We start from the raw sequence: 15,405 nt of genomic DNA, 5'->3' as shown, positions 1-15,405 counted from the left end.
AAAGAAGTGAGATAGATGTACCTCTCTCACTTTATGTAGTTATTACGAGGGAGGGAGAAACTATCAATGGGAATGACATACGAAGATTGTAAAAAAGTTAATAGAAATATGGAAGAAAGACTTAATTACCACAAGATGTTAGCCAAGTACACAAAACAAACAGTAAAGTTAAAAAAACATCATAATGACATAAAATATTGGAAAAAAGCTATACAGCAAGCAAAAGAGGATTTTGGCTCTGTATACGATAATATATGAAAAAGAAGAACAGTTCTTCAACGGGTGCTTTTCTTGAATAGAGGTGAAAGCGTGAAATATACTTGTCCTTGGTGAGGTTATAAAACTTTAGATGAAGAACCACCTGATACCTATGACATTTGTGAAATCTGTTTTTGGGAAAATGATGGCTACCAATATAAATACCCAGATGAAACTGGTGCCAATTATGTTTCCTTTAGAGAAGCACAACAAAATTTTATAAAATTTAAGGCTAAATGTGAAAGAAGTTTGAAATATGTAAGACCTCCAAATAAGTCCGAAATAAAGGACCCTAATTGGAAACCGTTATAAGTTGATTATGAGTTAAAATCGTTTTTAACATCAAACGTTGGTGCAGGTTTACATAGCCCTGAAGTGCCAATTCAAGTTCTTCCTTTTTTCGTTTCATTGTTCGACGAGCGAAGTTTGCTAGTTTTTCAGGATCGTCTTCACCATTCGCTATCGCTGAAATCTTCCTTTCTATGCACTTGATCTTTTACATCAAGTTAAAGCATGATCGTTGGATGGATGCGGCGTATTTTTATATGCTGTCTGATTTTGTGGGTTGAAGTAACTTTGGCTGAAGCCGATATTGCGCAAGCTGTTGCCGATAAATGGATCGCAGGTCATCTATTAGATTACCTAAAGGTTCGTTTGGACCAACACTCTTGCCTGCTGTTATAATTACATCATCTATACGGCCTTAAAATCCATAATAACCATCTTCATCCATATAAGCAGAGTCACTAGAAACATACTGTCGCCAGGCATATGATTTATATAATTCAGTATTACCTCCACCCATACACCAAAAAATTTCTTCATTCTTTATAAACGATTCGAGATATTCCCTGTCCGTAGCAAGCTGCGAGCGATAAGCCCGAATCGCTCTCAACTTTCGAATGGATTCAGTTTCGGTCATTGGCACCCGCACTGGCGGAGGCCACTTTACAAAGCTGGGAATTTGCTTTTCTTTATACTCATGTGACTCAAACGGCAATCTGGGGGTAATCCCACGTGGCCAAGGCCATTGGGAGTCTGGTCCGCTGTGGATCAAATAGGTATACACGTGCCCTTTGTAACCAGTCGCCTGCACGGCGTCACGAACAAACAAGTAAGCTGCCTGATGATCGGGGTGCCCATCCGCACCGTCAGTGACGTAGATTTCCTTTGGCTGCAGACACCTAATCAGGTCGATTGTATCGGAGAGGGCAAATTCCTTCAGATAGGGCGCAGGCATACCATAAACAAGCGAGTGATAGTCCGGGTGTACCATGCTATACGTCTTTCTCATCAAGGTAAAGCGTTGCTGGAAAGGCTCGGGGCCCTCGGACTTATAGACACGATCCAGTCCGGCATCGGGATAGCCCAGGAAGGTAATATCCGACGGCTTTAGTCCCAACTCCGCCGTAGCAGCATACACTTCGAACTGGCGCACCCGCGCCAATTCGAAGTAATCCTCGGGACGGAGCTCGTCAATGTTCTTCTTGAGCAGCTGGGAGGCAGCCCTTGGGTAACCATCTCCATTCGTAAAGATAACAATATGAACCCGCTTTCCTGCCGCCACTGAGCGCATGATCACACCCGCTGTCCCTAGCGTCTCGTCGTCGGGATGAGGGGCGAAAATCAGCAGATCAATAGGCTTGGTGTTAGTCACGTAGTTACCTGGTTGAAGACCATAAATAGTTTTGGAAAAGTTACTCCAAATAGATGGTATAGGTGCGGGTTGAACTGATAAGAAGGGTGCTATTTGTATTGGAAATATTGATCCAGACAAGTGCATTGATGGATTAGTAAACAGATAATAGTAACAGAGATAGCACGGATAAGGCTGATTTAGATAAGGCCAGTAAACAGGTAGATTCATGAATGTTTTTTCTATCAACGCTTGTTCCTCCTTTCTTAATAATAGACTCTATTATTGCCTAGTAAGATGGGACAAGGGGTTTTTGAATTCGAAATACTGGGAAACTCCGCGAGTAGATAAATATCCTGGAAATAATCAAATGTTCGAAAGAGATGATGAGGAGGAAGTTGAGAACCTTTAAGTCAGTCCTGAACTATCAATTAGCACCCACTTACTTTGTAGATACATAGATATGGTTAATTGAAAACGATCCCAATTTTACGACATTCGGAACACCAATAAAATTAAGCGAAGATAATATTAACCTATGTAAGCGAATGTTGTTTTGTTAAAAGATAACGCCAAAACTTGACTTATCGCTAATGACCTTTAGCGAGGTGTAAAGCTCAATTTAGTTAAATGAGTTTAAAGTGTGTCCAGCGTCTCATGGCAAAGTAGAGATCCGCTTTAAGTGGGATGGAAAAAGCAGAAGGCGGGGAGCAAATTACACTAATATTTCTATGAGTTGAATATTATTTAACTGTAGGAAAAATGCCAAGAGTAAGTTACCGAAGTTCAGACGTTGACAAAATGGCAAGGATTATGAGAGCAGAAGCTGAAGGTGAAGGAAAATTTTTAAATATTTAGAACATTTATACAAAATAAAATAAAACTTTTAGTAATAAAACTAAAGTATAATTATTAAAATTATTGAATAAATATTCACTTTATGTTAATTTAATAATAGTTTAAATTCTTCTGAGTTTAGACCTCCTAAAAATGGACTTAGCATAGACCACTAAGTTCAACTTTGACCTTTGATTTTATAGATCAAAGGTCTTTTTTTTCTACATTAAGTGGTGACGGTTTTTTACTAACAGAGCAGTTTACTTTGTATTTACGGAGCGTTTGTTCTTATATAATGATTACCAGGTGAGTTATAAGGCGATACGAGAGTAGAACCCTTTTCATCGTGTAGGATCCCTCCAAGAAATAGTGCTGTCGTCATTTTGGTGGAAACATCGAATTTACGACCTTAATTAAATCACGTTTAGATGGTTTATAATTGGTACTTTCACCGATCAACTTTACGTTGTACTGGATTTTATCATTTAACAAGATTAATTCATATCCCTTCGGTAATTCCCCGATAAAACCTTTGTAGCCTTTGTGAAGCGTTATTGGTTTATACATGTTCCCTTTCGGCAAAATCAATTCGCCTGCCGTTGGCTCTGCTTGTATATTCACTACACAGGGCGTATTCACATTCTTATAATATAAAGTAATTTTCTTGCCAGAAATCTTTCCGCTCACATGTGTAATCTTAAAGGGAAAATAACCAGGTCCATATATTTGTTTATTAAATTTTTCTTTGTATTCTTTTGTCAGGATGAGTTCGTTCATAAACGGATTGGCTTCATCTGATATGACTTTAATTTTAGAGATCCTGTCACTTTTCATGGATACTTCCCATATGAAGGCAATTCTTTGACATCCCCCTATACAATCATCAAAAGAATCATCTCTAAAACTCCCAATTATGACATTCGTGTTTTTACGCGGGGAAGGTAAGGTTTCCAGACCGCTGATTGGGGTATTTTCTTTGATTTCAGGGATTTTAACAGAAGGAGCGATCAAAGAATTTAGTTTTGATTCGTCTCTGTCATGCAATGCCCTGGCAAAATGACGAAAAAATTCTCCGCTATTATTAGTTGATTCAGCTATTATGAATTGCGGCGCAACAAATGAAAATACAACAAGTAAAGCTAAGGTTAATATCTTTAATTTCACATCTATCATCTCCTATCTTTAGTGTCCCCAATTCTGTTTTGAGTATGTTTTCTCTGTTCTTAACAAGATGTTTTATATCATTTTCCCGATTGGTAACATGGAAAATATGAATCTGCTTTATTTTCAGTTGATATAAGCGGTGACAAGCAAAAAGATAGTGTGGTAACGATTTATGCAGGGAAGAAGAATTTTCTATAATCTAAGACTTTTGTTGTATTCAAATATCTTGTTTGAAAAGTTATTATATGAGGATGTAATAATTTCAAAAGCCGGTGTTCGTGGGTTTTATTTTTCCATGTAACATCAAGTTTTCTATCAATTGTGGTGGTAAAAAATTATCGTAAAAAGAGAGAAGGTATATTAGAATGTCTTTTGGTTCATTTGTCATGGCTTTTTCAATGGCGGGGATAGACTATGACATGTTAAAAAATGTAGGAATTTCTATAGGTATTTTGGTTTTATTTATACTTTTTAGAAACTTATTTACAAAGTATGTGTTTCAGTTGATTTTAAAATTGTCTAGAAAAACACCGACTGATTTTTTCACAAAAATTTGTTTAGGGTTTGAACGTCCTTTAGGATGGTTCTTTATCATTGTAGGTTTGTATTTAGCAATGGATTATTTCCCTTTTATAGAACAACATAATACGTTATTTTTAAAATTTTTACGTTCCATGGTGATTGTTTTAATTACTTGGGGATTGTTTAATTTGTCATCTCCCACTTCGGGAATCTTAATAAGTGTTAATCAAAAGATCAATAATAAGATTGATTTAATTCTTTTACCGTTTATATCAAGAACGATTCGTGTCATCATTATTGCTATCAGTATAAGCATAATTGGCCAGGAATTTGATTATGATGTCAATGGATTGGTGGCAGGCCTTGGGTTAGGGGGTCTGGCATTTGCTTTAGCTGCAAAAGAAGCGGTTGGAAATCTAATTGGTGGAATCGTGATTGTAACAGAAAAACCTTTTTCCATTGGAGATTGGATTTTAACACCTAGCGTGGAAGGTATAGTTGAAGATATTAATTTCAGAAGTACTAAAATTCGCACTTTTAGTCAAGCTCTGGTTACAGTTCCAAATGCGACACTTGCAAACGAAGCCATTACCAATTGGAGTCGTATGGGGAAAAGACGAATCTCTTTCCACTTAGGACTTAACTATCAAACCACTAAAGACCAAATTCAAAGAGTCGTTAAACGGATTGAACAGTTGTTGAGAACTCATGAAGAGATCCATCCGGATACGATTATGGTCGCATTCGATCATTATAATGAGAGTAGTCTCGATATTCTTATCTATTTTTTCACGAATTCTACTGTTTGGGCAGAACACGTTAAAATTAAACATGAAATCAATTTAGAAATCATGGGGATATTAGAGGAAGAGGGAGTGGAAGTTGCTTTTCCAAGCCGAACCATTTACGTCACTCCACAATCAAATGAATTATTACAAACAATGGGTTCTTATGATTGAAATTAGTTTAGTTGTTCCAAAGTAAAACAAAGTTTTTGCGTTTTGCCAACTTGAAACAAAAAGATATAACCAGAAAAGGAATATTCCCCCGTGAGTGGAATGATTCCTTTTTTTTAACTGATTATAAGTCAACTTTTTTATATGATTCAGATGCTAGATATTCATTTGTTTTTTCTTTAGCAAATTGAAAGGCATCAATTTCAGTCGTTCGTTCTAGATAAGGTAATTTTTTATCCCATTCAAAATGATGTCTAAAATCAGGATTGAAGTCCTGCATAACATGACGAAATTCATGAAAAAGAGTCTCAATTAATGGGATATATTCACTGAAGTGAAAAATAAAGATAATCTTTAATTCTCTCCAATAAATACCTGAAGCAAATCGTAAATATTCATCTTCTTCATCACCTAAGTCACAAATGATTTTATTCGCTTGAAGAATAGAACAAAAAACAACTGGAATATTAAAATTTGAGTCTAAGTATTTAAAAATAGTATTGTATAGTGTTTTAATGTCCCAATAAAATTCATCATCCAGCACATACCAATTTTTATATTGGTGAAAAATAATGCGTTTTTGTAGAACTTGACTTAAAGACATGCATAAAAACCTCCAATACATTTTTATCAATTATTCTTATACAAAAAACATTTTTACTGAGAGTAGACTAAAAACCACAATAGGCTTCAATCTATTGTGGTTTTTAAGATTTTTCGTAAACTTTAGTCTCATCATTTACAAAATTTATATAATTTAAACGCAATGCTTAATGAAATAAAATCCTCCTGAATTTTCTTTATGTCGAACTAGGTTGGATAGATTTATGCCCGTAATACTATATTTATACTATTTTTAAAAATACTTTATACCTCTGATATATAGTTTTTTTAAAGTGAGCAGGTTCGTTGAATAAGGGAGGATTTATTTATTCTTGAAAATGAGTGCTGGTACATAAGCAAAACCCCTTCAGATACGGTTGAAGGGGTTTTTAAATACTATTTTTTCTCAATGATAACGAATAAAACACCAGTAAGAATTAGGATGGATCCTATCCAAAACGTTATACCTATGTTCTCTCCAAGAACAAGCCATCCGAGTAATGTCCCAACCACCGGTTGAAAGAAGAAAAATAGCCCTCCACTTGAGGCGTTAAGCATTTGTAATCCACGATTCCAAAGTAGAAATCCACATGCAGTGGAGAAAACGTTTACTAGGTTGGGTATACACCCAACCATTACCTGTAGAAATGTTATAAGTAGTACAATATAATAGAGAAAACTTAATAAAATATTCACCGGGCCTACTAGTAGATGTGGCTCTTTTTCATATATTTATAGTCAAAAATAGTTAAAGTCAAAAGGAGGATTGAAATATGATTTGTGAAAACTGTCAAACAACCCAAGCGCGTTATAAGCTAAAAATATCATTTAATCAGAATCAAAGCCACATTAGTTTGTGTACAGAATGCTATGATATTGCAAAACAAAAAATAGAAAACGGTACCATTCATTTTGATGACCAATTGTTCAATCAATTGGACACAGATGGCAGCCAGTCTGAACAAAATGTCAATGTAAACCAGCCGAAGAATCGTGAAACAAACGGCTTTCTTGATCAACACGGACGGAACTTGACGAATGAAGCAAAAGAAGGGCGAATTGATAGCGTGATCGGTAGGGATAAAGAAATTGAACGTGTCCTTCAGATACTAAACCGTCGTACAAAAAATAATCCGGTCTTAATTGGAGAAGCAGGTGTAGGGAAAACAGCGATTGTTGAAGGCCTTGCCCTTCAAATCGTCAAAGGCAAAGTACCTGCGAAACTAAAAACGAAAGAAGTGTATTTGCTAGACATTAGTTCACTTGTAGCAGGTACATCTTACAGAGGACAATTTGAAGAAAAAATGAAACAACTTGTTACTGAATTACAACAACGTGAGAACGTCATTTTGTTCATTGATGAATTGCACATGATGGTGGGTGCTGGAGGTACCTCTAATGGTTCAATGGACGCAGGGAATATATTAAAGCCAGCATTAGCGCGTGGTGATATCCAAGTGGTTGGAGCAACAACGATGAAAGAGTATCGCATGATTGAAAAAGATCCAGCACTTGAGCGTCGCTTCCAATCGGTGATCGTTAAAGAGCCGTCTGTTAATGAAGCGTTTGATATTCTAAAAGGAATTCGGCCAGCATATGAAAAGTATCACGATGTGATTTATTCAGATGATGTCCTAAAAGCATGCGTCACACTATCAAAACGCTATATTCAAGATCGCTTCTTACCAGATAAGGCCATCGATTTAATGGATGAGGCCGGTGCAAAGCTAAACCTTGCTCATGGAGAGCTAGATGTTAACTATTTAAAACAGCGCTTAAAAGAAATTTCTGAGGAAAAACAACAAGTAACGAAATTAGAGCACTACGAAAAAGCGGCGATTCTTCGTGATGAAGAGAGAGAAATGAAACTAATATTATCGGAATATTCAGAGAATATAACGAAAGATATTACCATAGAAATGGTCCAAGAGATTATTGAAAAAAGTACTGGAATCCCTGTACAAAAGCTACAAAAAGCAGAGCAACAAAAAATGAAAGATTTGAAAGAGAGACTAGCAAGTAAAATTATTGGTCAGGATAAAGCTATTGAAAAAGTAGCCAATGCAATCTTAAGGGCAAGTGTAGGATTAAAACTTAAAACACGTCCAACAGCTTCATTCTTATTCTTAGGTCCAACGGGTACAGGTAAAACCGAGTTAACGAAAACTCTTGCAGCGGAATTATTCGGCAGTAAAGATGCGATGATTCGTTTAGATATGAGTGAATATATGGAAAAGCATTCAGTTTCTAAGCTCATTGGTTCACCTCCTGGCTATGTCGGACATGAGGAAGCAGGTCAGTTAACGGAACAAGTTCGTAGAAACCCCTATTCAATTATTCTTCTAGATGAAATAGAAAAAGCACACCCAGATGTCATGAATGTGTTTCTTCAAATTATGGAAGATGGCAGGTTAACGGATAGCCAAGGAAGAGTCGTAAGCTTCAGTGAAACGATTATTATCATGACTTCAAATGCTGGTGTTGGCAGCAAAAAATTAGGGTCAATTGGTTTTGGTAGCGACGAACAGGAAGGAGCAGAATCAAATATTATCGACAAAATCGGAAATTACTTTAAGCTTGAGTTCTTAAACCGTATCGATTCGATTATTGAGTTTAATCACCTACAAAAAGAGAACCTTGTGGAAATTATCGATATTATGATTGTAGAGCTTAAAGAAACATTAGAAGAACAAGGGATTTCGATTGAAATCGATAAGGAAGCAAAAGAAAAGATTGCGGAACTAGGTTATAGCAACGTATTTGGTGCTCGACCACTTCGACGCGCCATTCAAGAGCAAATTGAAGATAAAATCACTTCTTTAATTATTAATAGCGAAAACGTAACTGCGATCACAGTATCAGTAGAAAATAATAAAATTAACGTAGCATAAGGATAGATGATCTTCATCTATCCTTTAAGCTTATCAAGAAACCCCACTTTTCAAATGAGTGGGGTTTCTCTTATAAATAAATCATTTGATAGCACCAATGGATTTGCTTAATCCCAGATACGGATTCTTGGAACCCCTGCGGTCCTTAAATAATCCAATAACTGCCCAGTATGAACGGATTCGTGATAGGCAACACGTAAAAGCATATCTCCTAAATCTCTTATGTACCCCGATTCAGAGCGGTCAATTTTTATATTTTCTAAATCACCTTCAGAAAATGACTTAATCGTTTCTATGAATTGCTTTCGGTAGGGTTCTGCAAATTCCAATTCAGCATTTACTGAAGTGAAGGGCTGATTTTCGAAAGGGGAATCGAAAACGGATAAACTCCCTCTATTTCTAATGGCAAGGTCATAATAATGTTCGCTTTCTAGTACGTGCCTAATCATTTCTAGGCAATTCATTGCTTCATCATCTGGCTTCCAGTGAAGCTTTTCTTCAGGAATAGATGTCCAGACCTTTATGCTTCTCCTTCTTACTTCATTAAAGTTTAGAATAATTAAATCGATTGGCTTCATAAAAATTCCTCCTAGTAAGGCATATATAAATTATATACGAATGAACGGGTGGGAAATTTATTGAAAAGAATTTTTAGAATTAATTATTTCTTTAGATAAAATGGACGGTTCTGTAAGATACCAATAGTAGTTATATCCATCGAACTGGAAGGGAAACATGAAAGCAACGGGGTCACCAATATAAAGTACCATTTGATACATATCAGGATCACCTTTTTCCAGATTCGGTTACAAAGTTTGGAGATTCTTTACCACCTCAAAAATATAGACGGATTATATTTCTTTTGGTTTCGATTTTTAAAAAGAGGGTTTTTATGAAAGGAAATACAATATAATAAGTTAAAAGAAAAATAGGTGGGATAATATGATGAAGAAAATTGCTTATTTGTTCGCGATGATAATAGCTGCAATCAGTTTAGCCGCTTGTAATCAACAACAAGATGTGGTGAAAGAAAAACCACCTGCAACTGAACCAAAGGGAGAAAATCCATCCAAACCTGAAGAGCCTGTTACACCTGAACCAGAGAAAAAAGTGTATCAAAATGAAGTGTTTAAAGATGTAGTCGTCACGGAAACTTCAGATACACTCACAATAACCGGAAAAGCCCAAGTATTTGAAGGGGTGTTTCAATATGCTCTTTACGATGGGGAGAAAGTGGTCAAAGAAAGTAACTACCAAACAGCGGGTGCACCTGCCTGGGGTGAATTTAAAATCACTTTCGAAAAAGGGTTAGTATCTTCTAATAATGCTAAATTTGAATTATTTGTTTACTCTGCAAAAGATGGATCAAAAATAAATACGTTAGAAATCCCAATTTCAAAGCCTTAACCAACTAACTTTATGTATTTTCAAAGACCTCATCATAACTGAATGCTCTTTTCTTGAATTATTTGGCATGCAAATTACCTAAAATGTATTTTGTTTTTTTGAAAAGAAGGAATGGCAGGGCATGGCCAAGAATAGGAATAGGTGAATATGAACAGAGGTGAATTGAATGCTAACAAAGGAAGAATTAACTGAAATCAAAGCACTTCAAGAGGTTTGTGAAAAAGAGGGAGGATTTCAGCTAAAGCTGAATTTTGATATGCTTGAAAATCGAATCGGAAATAAAAAGGAAGACTTCTTCCATTATGAAGATGGCCGGCTTGTCGGTTTTCTTGGATGTTATGGTTTTGGAGATAAAGTGGAGCTTTGCGGGATGGTGCACCCGGATTATCGAAGGAAAGGGTTATTTTCTAAGTTGCTGGAAACGGGACTTGGAGAGGCGAAAAAACGATATACTACTGTTTTGTTAAACGCTCCAACAGAATCATATTCTGCCAAGCAGTTTTTAAAGAATATTCCTTGTGTATTTTCGTTAGCAGAATATCAAATGAAATGGCAGGAAACTGAATTGTCCCTAGATCCTAATATAACCTTAAGGAAGTCCCTTACAAATGAGGATTGGGAAGCAGAAATACGACTCGAAGTCTTGGGATTTGGATTAAATGAAAATGCAGCAAGGGAGTTTAATCAGTTGATTCGGGAGAACAGCAGGGATCAACGTTTACTTATTGAGGTAGAAGGAAAAACTGCTGGAAAAATGCGTGTTTCCGAATCCAATGGAGAAGCATGGATTTATGGTTTTGCTGTTTTTCCAGAGCTTCAGGGAAAAGGGATTGGGAGAAACGCTTTATCAAGAGTGGTAAAAATGGAACATCAAAAAGGGCTGCCTATTTTTCTAGAGGTTGAGGCCAAAAATTCCCATGCCCTTAGGCTCTATGAATCATGTGGATTTAGAAGTTACCATTCCCAGAATTACTATAAATTTCAGGATTAATTTCAAGTACTGTAGAGGGAGTGGCTTGGCGATTGCCAAGCTATTTTTTTTATGGTATTAAATAGAGCAAAAATCATAAAAACTCTTAGTTCATTTTAACTGGAAGTTGAATATGGAAAGTTGTGCCTTTTCCAACCACGCTTTGTACCGAAATATTTCCCCCGTGCTCGTGTACCGTTGTAAATACTTGCGTCAATCCAAGTCCCGTGCCATCTGGTTTACTAGAATAAAAAGGTGTTCCTAATAGGACCAACTTTTCTTCAGTTATACCTTGCCCAGTATCACTCACCTTAATATGAATCCATCCTTCATGATAATAATGCTCAATTTTAATTTTTCCGTCGTCCATTATTGCTTCAATGGCATTCTTGATCAGATTGAAAAAAGATTTTAAGAGTAAATTTTTCTTTCCAAAAAATCGCTTATCAGAATCCCTTAACTCCATTTCAACCTCAACGGAATAAAGTTTTTCTTGAAATAAAAGCAAAATAGAATTTAACTCTTTACATAAGTCAATCAATATCAGTGGTTCGTCTAGTAAGTCGGGTTTGGATACCTGCAATAGATTCTGTAGTGTTTGAAATGCTTTTTCTAATTCGCTTTCCATTGTATCTAAATAAGGATGATTATGAGATTCTTTAATTAATTGTAAAAATCCCTTTACTGCCGTTAAGGGGTTTTTAACCTCATGAACAATCCCAGCTGCTAATTGACCAAGTGAAGCTAATTTTTCTCGATCCTTCAACCGTTTCTCAGCAATTTTCCTCTTGGTAATGTCTTGAATAATAACCTGAGCCAAAACTTTATTTTCAAAATAAAACGGTATGGTCATTATTTCAACATCTGCAACTTCCCCATGATTTTTAATAATTTTTATATCCATTTCTTTAATGATTTCTTGTTTTTCGATAACCCTGGTTAATCCTTCAATGCACATATCATGAAGATCAGGAGGGAGGAATTGGCTTATTTTTTTATTTAATATTTGATCGAGAGATGTAAGATTTAATAAGCGTAAACCAGCTTTATTACAGTAGCGGATCGTTTGATCTTCACAAACAATCAATATCGAGTTAAGGGAATTCTCAACTAATTGGTGAAAGTCTAAATTAACTATTGTTAGATTCAATTAAATCCCCACTTTTTATCTCTTTTTGTCAGCAATTAGTTTATCAATAAACTTGCCAAACTTAAATACCAATTTATGTATTCAATCGTATAGAAACCGCTAAAAAACAAAATGTTCACAGAATCGACATAATTACTTAAAGGTAGCGCAAAGTAATAGTTAAAAGTCATGAAAAGTTAGAGAGAATACCATGCGATTATGCTATTTTATTTCACGTTCCTTTTAAGTTTGCAAAATAAAACGGATTTACTTTGAAAGGATATGTAAAATGAAAAATAATTTTGTCATTGTCATTGGTTTGATTGTATTCATGCTTATTAATCCATTTCCATTTCCTGCTCAGGCTGCTGGTAATAAACCTAGTAATATTTATTTGGTGAAATCAGGGGATACTTTACCTGGAATAGCAAAAAGATATAACACTTCTGTTAATGATCTCAAGGTAACCAATGGATTGCAATCTAATTCATTATTAGTGGGTCAGAAGTTGTGGGTTCCAATCATGTATGAAGTAGTTGCCGGAGATACCCTGAGGGGAATTTCATTAGCCTTTCATTCTACAGTCGACAGTATAAAAGCAAACAATCAACTTTCATCAGAAGACCTTTATATCGGGCAAGTATTAAAGATTCCTTCTAAAAGAATGACCATGCAAGGTCAGCATATCCTGATGACGAGGGAGGAATTTAGGGACTGGTTATTTAACGCTAGAATTAATAGGAAGGTAACTATCATTCAGCAGCATCACACATGGTTACCGTCATATAAGCATTTTTATGGATCCAATCATTTTAGAATGTTGATGGGGATGGAAAATTTCCATAAGAGAAGAATGGGCTGGAGTAATATCGCTCAAAATATTACCACCTTTCCGGATGGAAAAGTAGCCGTCTCGAGGCCTTTTAATATAGCCCCCGAAGGCACAATTGGGCCAAAGGCTAACACAACAGGGATTACCATCGAAAATGTTGGCAATTTCGATAAAGGTCATGATGTCATGACTGCGGAACAGCAGGAAACTATTGTTTATATTACCGCCATGTTATCTATAAAATTCGGGTTAACTCCTTCCATTGATAGTATTACTTATCATCATTGGTGGAATTTGAGAACGAAGGAAAGAGTGCTAGATAGAGGGCCAGATTATAATGTAAAAACGTGCCCTGGGACAGGATTTTTCGGGGGAAATTCCACAACTAGTGCGATTAACAATTTTTATCCCCTCGTGTCACGCAAGATGCAAGAAATTTTAGCGACTAAGCATTGAACAAATATTTCATGAGGACAAATTTTATCTATTATTTTGGAAATCTGTCCTCATGAGCACTCCATGAGGGCACGTTTTAGCTTTAATTTAGGAAATCTGTCCTCATGAGCACTCCATGAAGACAAGTTATAGCGTTAATTTAGGAAATCTGTCCTCATGAACACTCCATGAGGACAAGTTATAGCATTAATTTAGGAAATCTGTCCTCATGAGCACACTCCATGAGAACTGGTTTATCTTTTTTTATTTGGATTTGAACTAGCATCTAAATATGTAGTTTTTTTATGAACTATGAATCAGAATTTATAATCATAACTTTGAACTCATAAGTGCAACTACGCCGCTGTCTTCGCCCTTACAGGCTCGCCAGCTGCGATTTTTCTTTATGTGGCAAAAGACTTTTTACTTATCGCTAAAATCTTTTCTTTTTTTTCTTAACCACGTTATGATCGATAAAATAATAGATAGGAAAAAGAGGAACGCATATAATACCCAAGGATAATCAATGATTACCCTTGACTGCCATGGCCAGAGAAATTTTTCCATTTTTGATTCAACTCCTATTCATCGATCATCCACTTTTTTTCATTTGTGTAATGGATATTTGCTTACGAATGCATGCCACGATTAAAAGAAGACCTGGAAATACAATAAAAGGTAATAATCCTAAATTCCCAAGGGATTTATTAGAAGACCAATGTTCCGAGGTGCTTCTTGATATGTTATTTCCTAAATAAAGGACAATGGCTGCTGTAGGAAGAACGAGTACCCTGCTGTCACGAAGGTACAACAATTGCTGTATTCCTCGAATGGCTCCATACATTTGTATCGTCACTTTAAAAAAGGCGGTTCCCATAAAATACAATATTCCCAACGCATCAAGGTTTTCAAGAAAGTCCGCAACAGAAATAACTTTGACTAACCTGTATAAAGGATAGACACTGGTTGAAAAGGTGCCTTCACCAAAGGTAAGAACAGCCAGTGCATCAAAAATTGAAAGAAGAATTCCGTAAGAAACCGTTGCTAAAAGAGTCGATTTCATAATGTGTTTCGGATTTATCACTAATGTCCAGATCATGGCGAATTCAAGGGTTTCTCCAAATGATTGTTGGATGCCGCTCGGCCATACGGATTTCCAAATACGCCCAAATCCGGCTCCTAAAACCGGCTGCAAATTCTTGATATCGGTTATATCCGAGGCAAATATTAAAATGATCTCAAGGAAAAACAAAACTAAGATGACAGGTAAAATTAATTCTGCAAGCCGAGCTATCACCTCAATCCCACTATATAACGCATAAGTGATAGCAATCATAAATACGCCGAGTATAATCCAACTAGGCGTACCGGGCAAAATGGTGGTTGGAATAAGATCCTTTATATCACCGAGCGTCCGACTTGAGTTATATAAAAAATGAAGCATATAAAACCAAGCAATTGGAGTGCCGAGCCATTGGCCAAACTGGGCAGGAAACCATTCAACAAGAGTCAATCCCGGCTGAAGTCGCGTTAAGATGAGAAACATAATGATGAGGCATGTCCCGATTCCAGTACATATTAAGGTAGATAGCCAAGCATCACTCCCGGCTACAGAAGCAAATCCAAATATCACCGACGTACCAATCTGAAATATTAAGGTAAGCATAAATAATTGGATGATTGAGATTCTCTCCATGGCTTTTTTACCTCCTAACCCATTTTTTGTTAGCTCATTCAGTATTAACATAAACAAAATTATTGACTA

Annotated in this window: 12 protein-coding genes and 4 pseudogenes; 9 read left to right on the top strand and 7 right to left on the bottom strand. The window is 36.1% G+C overall.

The window, feature by feature from the left end:
• Positions 1 to 66 precede the first annotated feature (66 nt).
• The 3 genes and pseudogenes from ACSU6B_RS27105 to ACSU6B_RS27095 all read left to right on the top strand — a co-directional run.
• Entirely contained in the window at positions 67 to 258 is a 192-nt protein-coding gene (locus tag ACSU6B_RS27105; protein ID WP_410889481.1) for a hypothetical protein, read from the top strand.
• 51 nt (positions 259 to 309) lie between these two features.
• Positions 310 to 570: pseudogene (locus ACSU6B_RS27100) on the top strand (CPCC family cysteine-rich protein).
• Between the two features lie 200 nt (positions 571 to 770).
• A pseudogene (locus ACSU6B_RS27095) lies at positions 771 to 882 on the top strand (DNA alkylation repair protein); the annotation flags it as partial.
• A 79-nt stretch (positions 883 to 961) separates the two neighbouring features.
• Here ACSU6B_RS27095 and ACSU6B_RS27090 read toward each other — a convergent pair.
• Positions 962 to 2,143 (bottom strand): PIG-L deacetylase family protein, encoded by a 1,182-nt coding sequence (locus ACSU6B_RS27090; RefSeq protein ID WP_410889480.1) that lies wholly within the window; start codon positions 2,141 to 2,143, stop codon positions 962 to 964.
• Between the two features lie 513 nt (positions 2,144 to 2,656).
• On the opposite strand from ACSU6B_RS27090, the pseudogene ACSU6B_RS27085 reads away from it, so the two are divergent.
• Positions 2,657 to 2,737 (top strand): annotated as a pseudogene (locus ACSU6B_RS27085) (cell wall hydrolase); the annotation flags it as partial.
• A 372-nt stretch (positions 2,738 to 3,109) separates the two neighbouring features.
• Here the strand turns inward: ACSU6B_RS27085 and ACSU6B_RS27080 are convergent.
• On the bottom strand, positions 3,110 to 3,895 hold the full coding sequence (locus tag ACSU6B_RS27080; RefSeq protein WP_410889479.1) for a hypothetical protein: 786 nt from the start codon (positions 3,893 to 3,895) through the stop codon (positions 3,110 to 3,112).
• A 365-nt stretch (positions 3,896 to 4,260) separates the two neighbouring features.
• On the opposite strand from ACSU6B_RS27080, the gene ACSU6B_RS27075 reads away from it, so the two are divergent.
• Positions 4,261 to 5,376, top strand: a complete 1,116-nt coding sequence (locus ACSU6B_RS27075) for a mechanosensitive ion channel family protein (protein WP_410889478.1) — start codon at positions 4,261 to 4,263, stop codon at positions 5,374 to 5,376.
• A gap of 121 nt (positions 5,377 to 5,497) precedes the next feature.
• On the opposite strand, the gene ACSU6B_RS27070 is transcribed toward ACSU6B_RS27075, so the two are convergent.
• Positions 5,498 to 5,977 carry a DUF3920 family protein gene (locus ACSU6B_RS27070; protein WP_410889477.1) on the bottom strand — a complete coding sequence of 160 codons (480 nt, stop codon included), beginning with the start codon at positions 5,975 to 5,977 and terminating at the stop codon, positions 5,498 to 5,500.
• 395 nt (positions 5,978 to 6,372) lie between these two features.
• A pseudogene (locus ACSU6B_RS27065) lies at positions 6,373 to 6,588 on the bottom strand (EamA family transporter); the annotation flags it as partial.
• Positions 6,589 to 6,749: 161 nt separating this feature from the next.
• Between ACSU6B_RS27065 and ACSU6B_RS27060 the strand changes: the two are divergent.
• Positions 6,750 to 8,867, top strand: a complete 2,118-nt coding sequence (locus ACSU6B_RS27060) for an ATP-dependent Clp protease ATP-binding subunit (protein ID WP_410889476.1) — start codon at positions 6,750 to 6,752, stop codon at positions 8,865 to 8,867.
• A 107-nt stretch (positions 8,868 to 8,974) separates the two neighbouring features.
• On the opposite strand, the gene ACSU6B_RS27055 is transcribed toward ACSU6B_RS27060, so the two are convergent.
• Positions 8,975 to 9,445, bottom strand: a complete 471-nt coding sequence (locus tag ACSU6B_RS27055; RefSeq protein WP_410889475.1) for a DinB family protein — start codon at positions 9,443 to 9,445, stop codon at positions 8,975 to 8,977.
• 364 nt (positions 9,446 to 9,809) lie between these two features.
• Here ACSU6B_RS27055 and ACSU6B_RS27050 point away from each other — a divergent pair, with 364 nt between their 5' ends.
• Together ACSU6B_RS27050 and ACSU6B_RS27045 are read left to right on the top strand one after the other, a co-directional pair.
• Positions 9,810 to 10,274, top strand: a complete 465-nt coding sequence (locus ACSU6B_RS27050; protein WP_410889474.1) for a Gmad2 immunoglobulin-like domain-containing protein — start codon at positions 9,810 to 9,812, stop codon at positions 10,272 to 10,274.
• A 166-nt stretch (positions 10,275 to 10,440) separates the two neighbouring features.
• Positions 10,441 to 11,265, top strand: a complete 825-nt coding sequence (locus ACSU6B_RS27045) for a GNAT family N-acetyltransferase (RefSeq protein WP_410889473.1) — start codon at positions 10,441 to 10,443, stop codon at positions 11,263 to 11,265.
• Positions 11,266 to 11,350: 85 nt separating this feature from the next.
• Here the strand turns inward: ACSU6B_RS27045 and ACSU6B_RS27040 are convergent, their stop codons facing one another.
• Positions 11,351 to 12,394 (bottom strand): two-component system sensor histidine kinase NtrB, encoded by a 1,044-nt coding sequence (locus ACSU6B_RS27040; protein ID WP_410889472.1) that lies wholly within the window; start codon positions 12,392 to 12,394, stop codon positions 11,351 to 11,353.
• Between the two features lie 268 nt (positions 12,395 to 12,662).
• Between ACSU6B_RS27040 and ACSU6B_RS27035 the strand changes: the two genes are divergently transcribed.
• Positions 12,663 to 13,661 (top strand): LysM peptidoglycan-binding domain-containing protein, encoded by a 999-nt coding sequence (locus ACSU6B_RS27035; protein ID WP_410889471.1) that lies wholly within the window; start codon positions 12,663 to 12,665, stop codon positions 13,659 to 13,661.
• Between the two features lie 571 nt (positions 13,662 to 14,232).
• On the opposite strand, the gene ACSU6B_RS27030 is transcribed toward ACSU6B_RS27035, so the two are convergent.
• On the bottom strand, positions 14,233 to 15,336 hold the full coding sequence (locus ACSU6B_RS27030; RefSeq protein WP_410889470.1) for a GerAB/ArcD/ProY family transporter: 1,104 nt from the start codon (positions 15,334 to 15,336) through the stop codon (positions 14,233 to 14,235).
• Between the last annotated feature and the right edge of the window lie 69 nt (positions 15,337 to 15,405).

It is taken from the genome of Neobacillus sp. C211 (genome assembly GCF_051842875.1).
GTDB lineage: Bacteria > Bacillota > Bacilli > Bacillales > Cytobacillaceae > Neobacillus.
The sequence above is the reverse complement of the archived record's forward strand: the minus strand, read 5'-3'. Positions and strand labels throughout refer to the sequence as shown.

Excerpts from the sequence above, each read along its gene's own strand:
- ACSU6B_RS27030 (WP_410889470.1), bottom strand. The coding sequence starts at position 15,336 with ATGGAGAGAATCTCAATCATCCAATTATTTATGCTTACCTTAATATTT.
- ACSU6B_RS27055 (WP_410889475.1), bottom strand. The coding sequence starts at position 9,445 with ATGAAGCCAATCGATTTAATTATTCTAAACTTTAATGAAGTAAGAAGG.
- ACSU6B_RS27035 (WP_410889471.1), top strand. The coding sequence starts at position 12,663 with ATGAAAAATAATTTTGTCATTGTCATTGGTTTGATTGTATTCATGCTT.
- ACSU6B_RS27045 (WP_410889473.1), top strand. The coding sequence starts at position 10,441 with ATGCTAACAAAGGAAGAATTAACTGAAATCAAAGCACTTCAAGAGGTT.
- ACSU6B_RS27060 (WP_410889476.1), top strand. The coding sequence starts at position 6,750 with ATGATTTGTGAAAACTGTCAAACAACCCAAGCGCGTTATAAGCTAAAA.
- ACSU6B_RS27070 (WP_410889477.1), bottom strand. The coding sequence starts at position 5,977 with ATGTCTTTAAGTCAAGTTCTACAAAAACGCATTATTTTTCACCAATAT.
- ACSU6B_RS27050 (WP_410889474.1), top strand. The coding sequence starts at position 9,810 with ATGATGAAGAAAATTGCTTATTTGTTCGCGATGATAATAGCTGCAATC.
- ACSU6B_RS27075 (WP_410889478.1), top strand. The coding sequence starts at position 4,261 with ATGTCTTTTGGTTCATTTGTCATGGCTTTTTCAATGGCGGGGATAGAC.
- ACSU6B_RS27105 (WP_410889481.1), top strand. The coding sequence starts at position 67 with ATGGGAATGACATACGAAGATTGTAAAAAAGTTAATAGAAATATGGAA.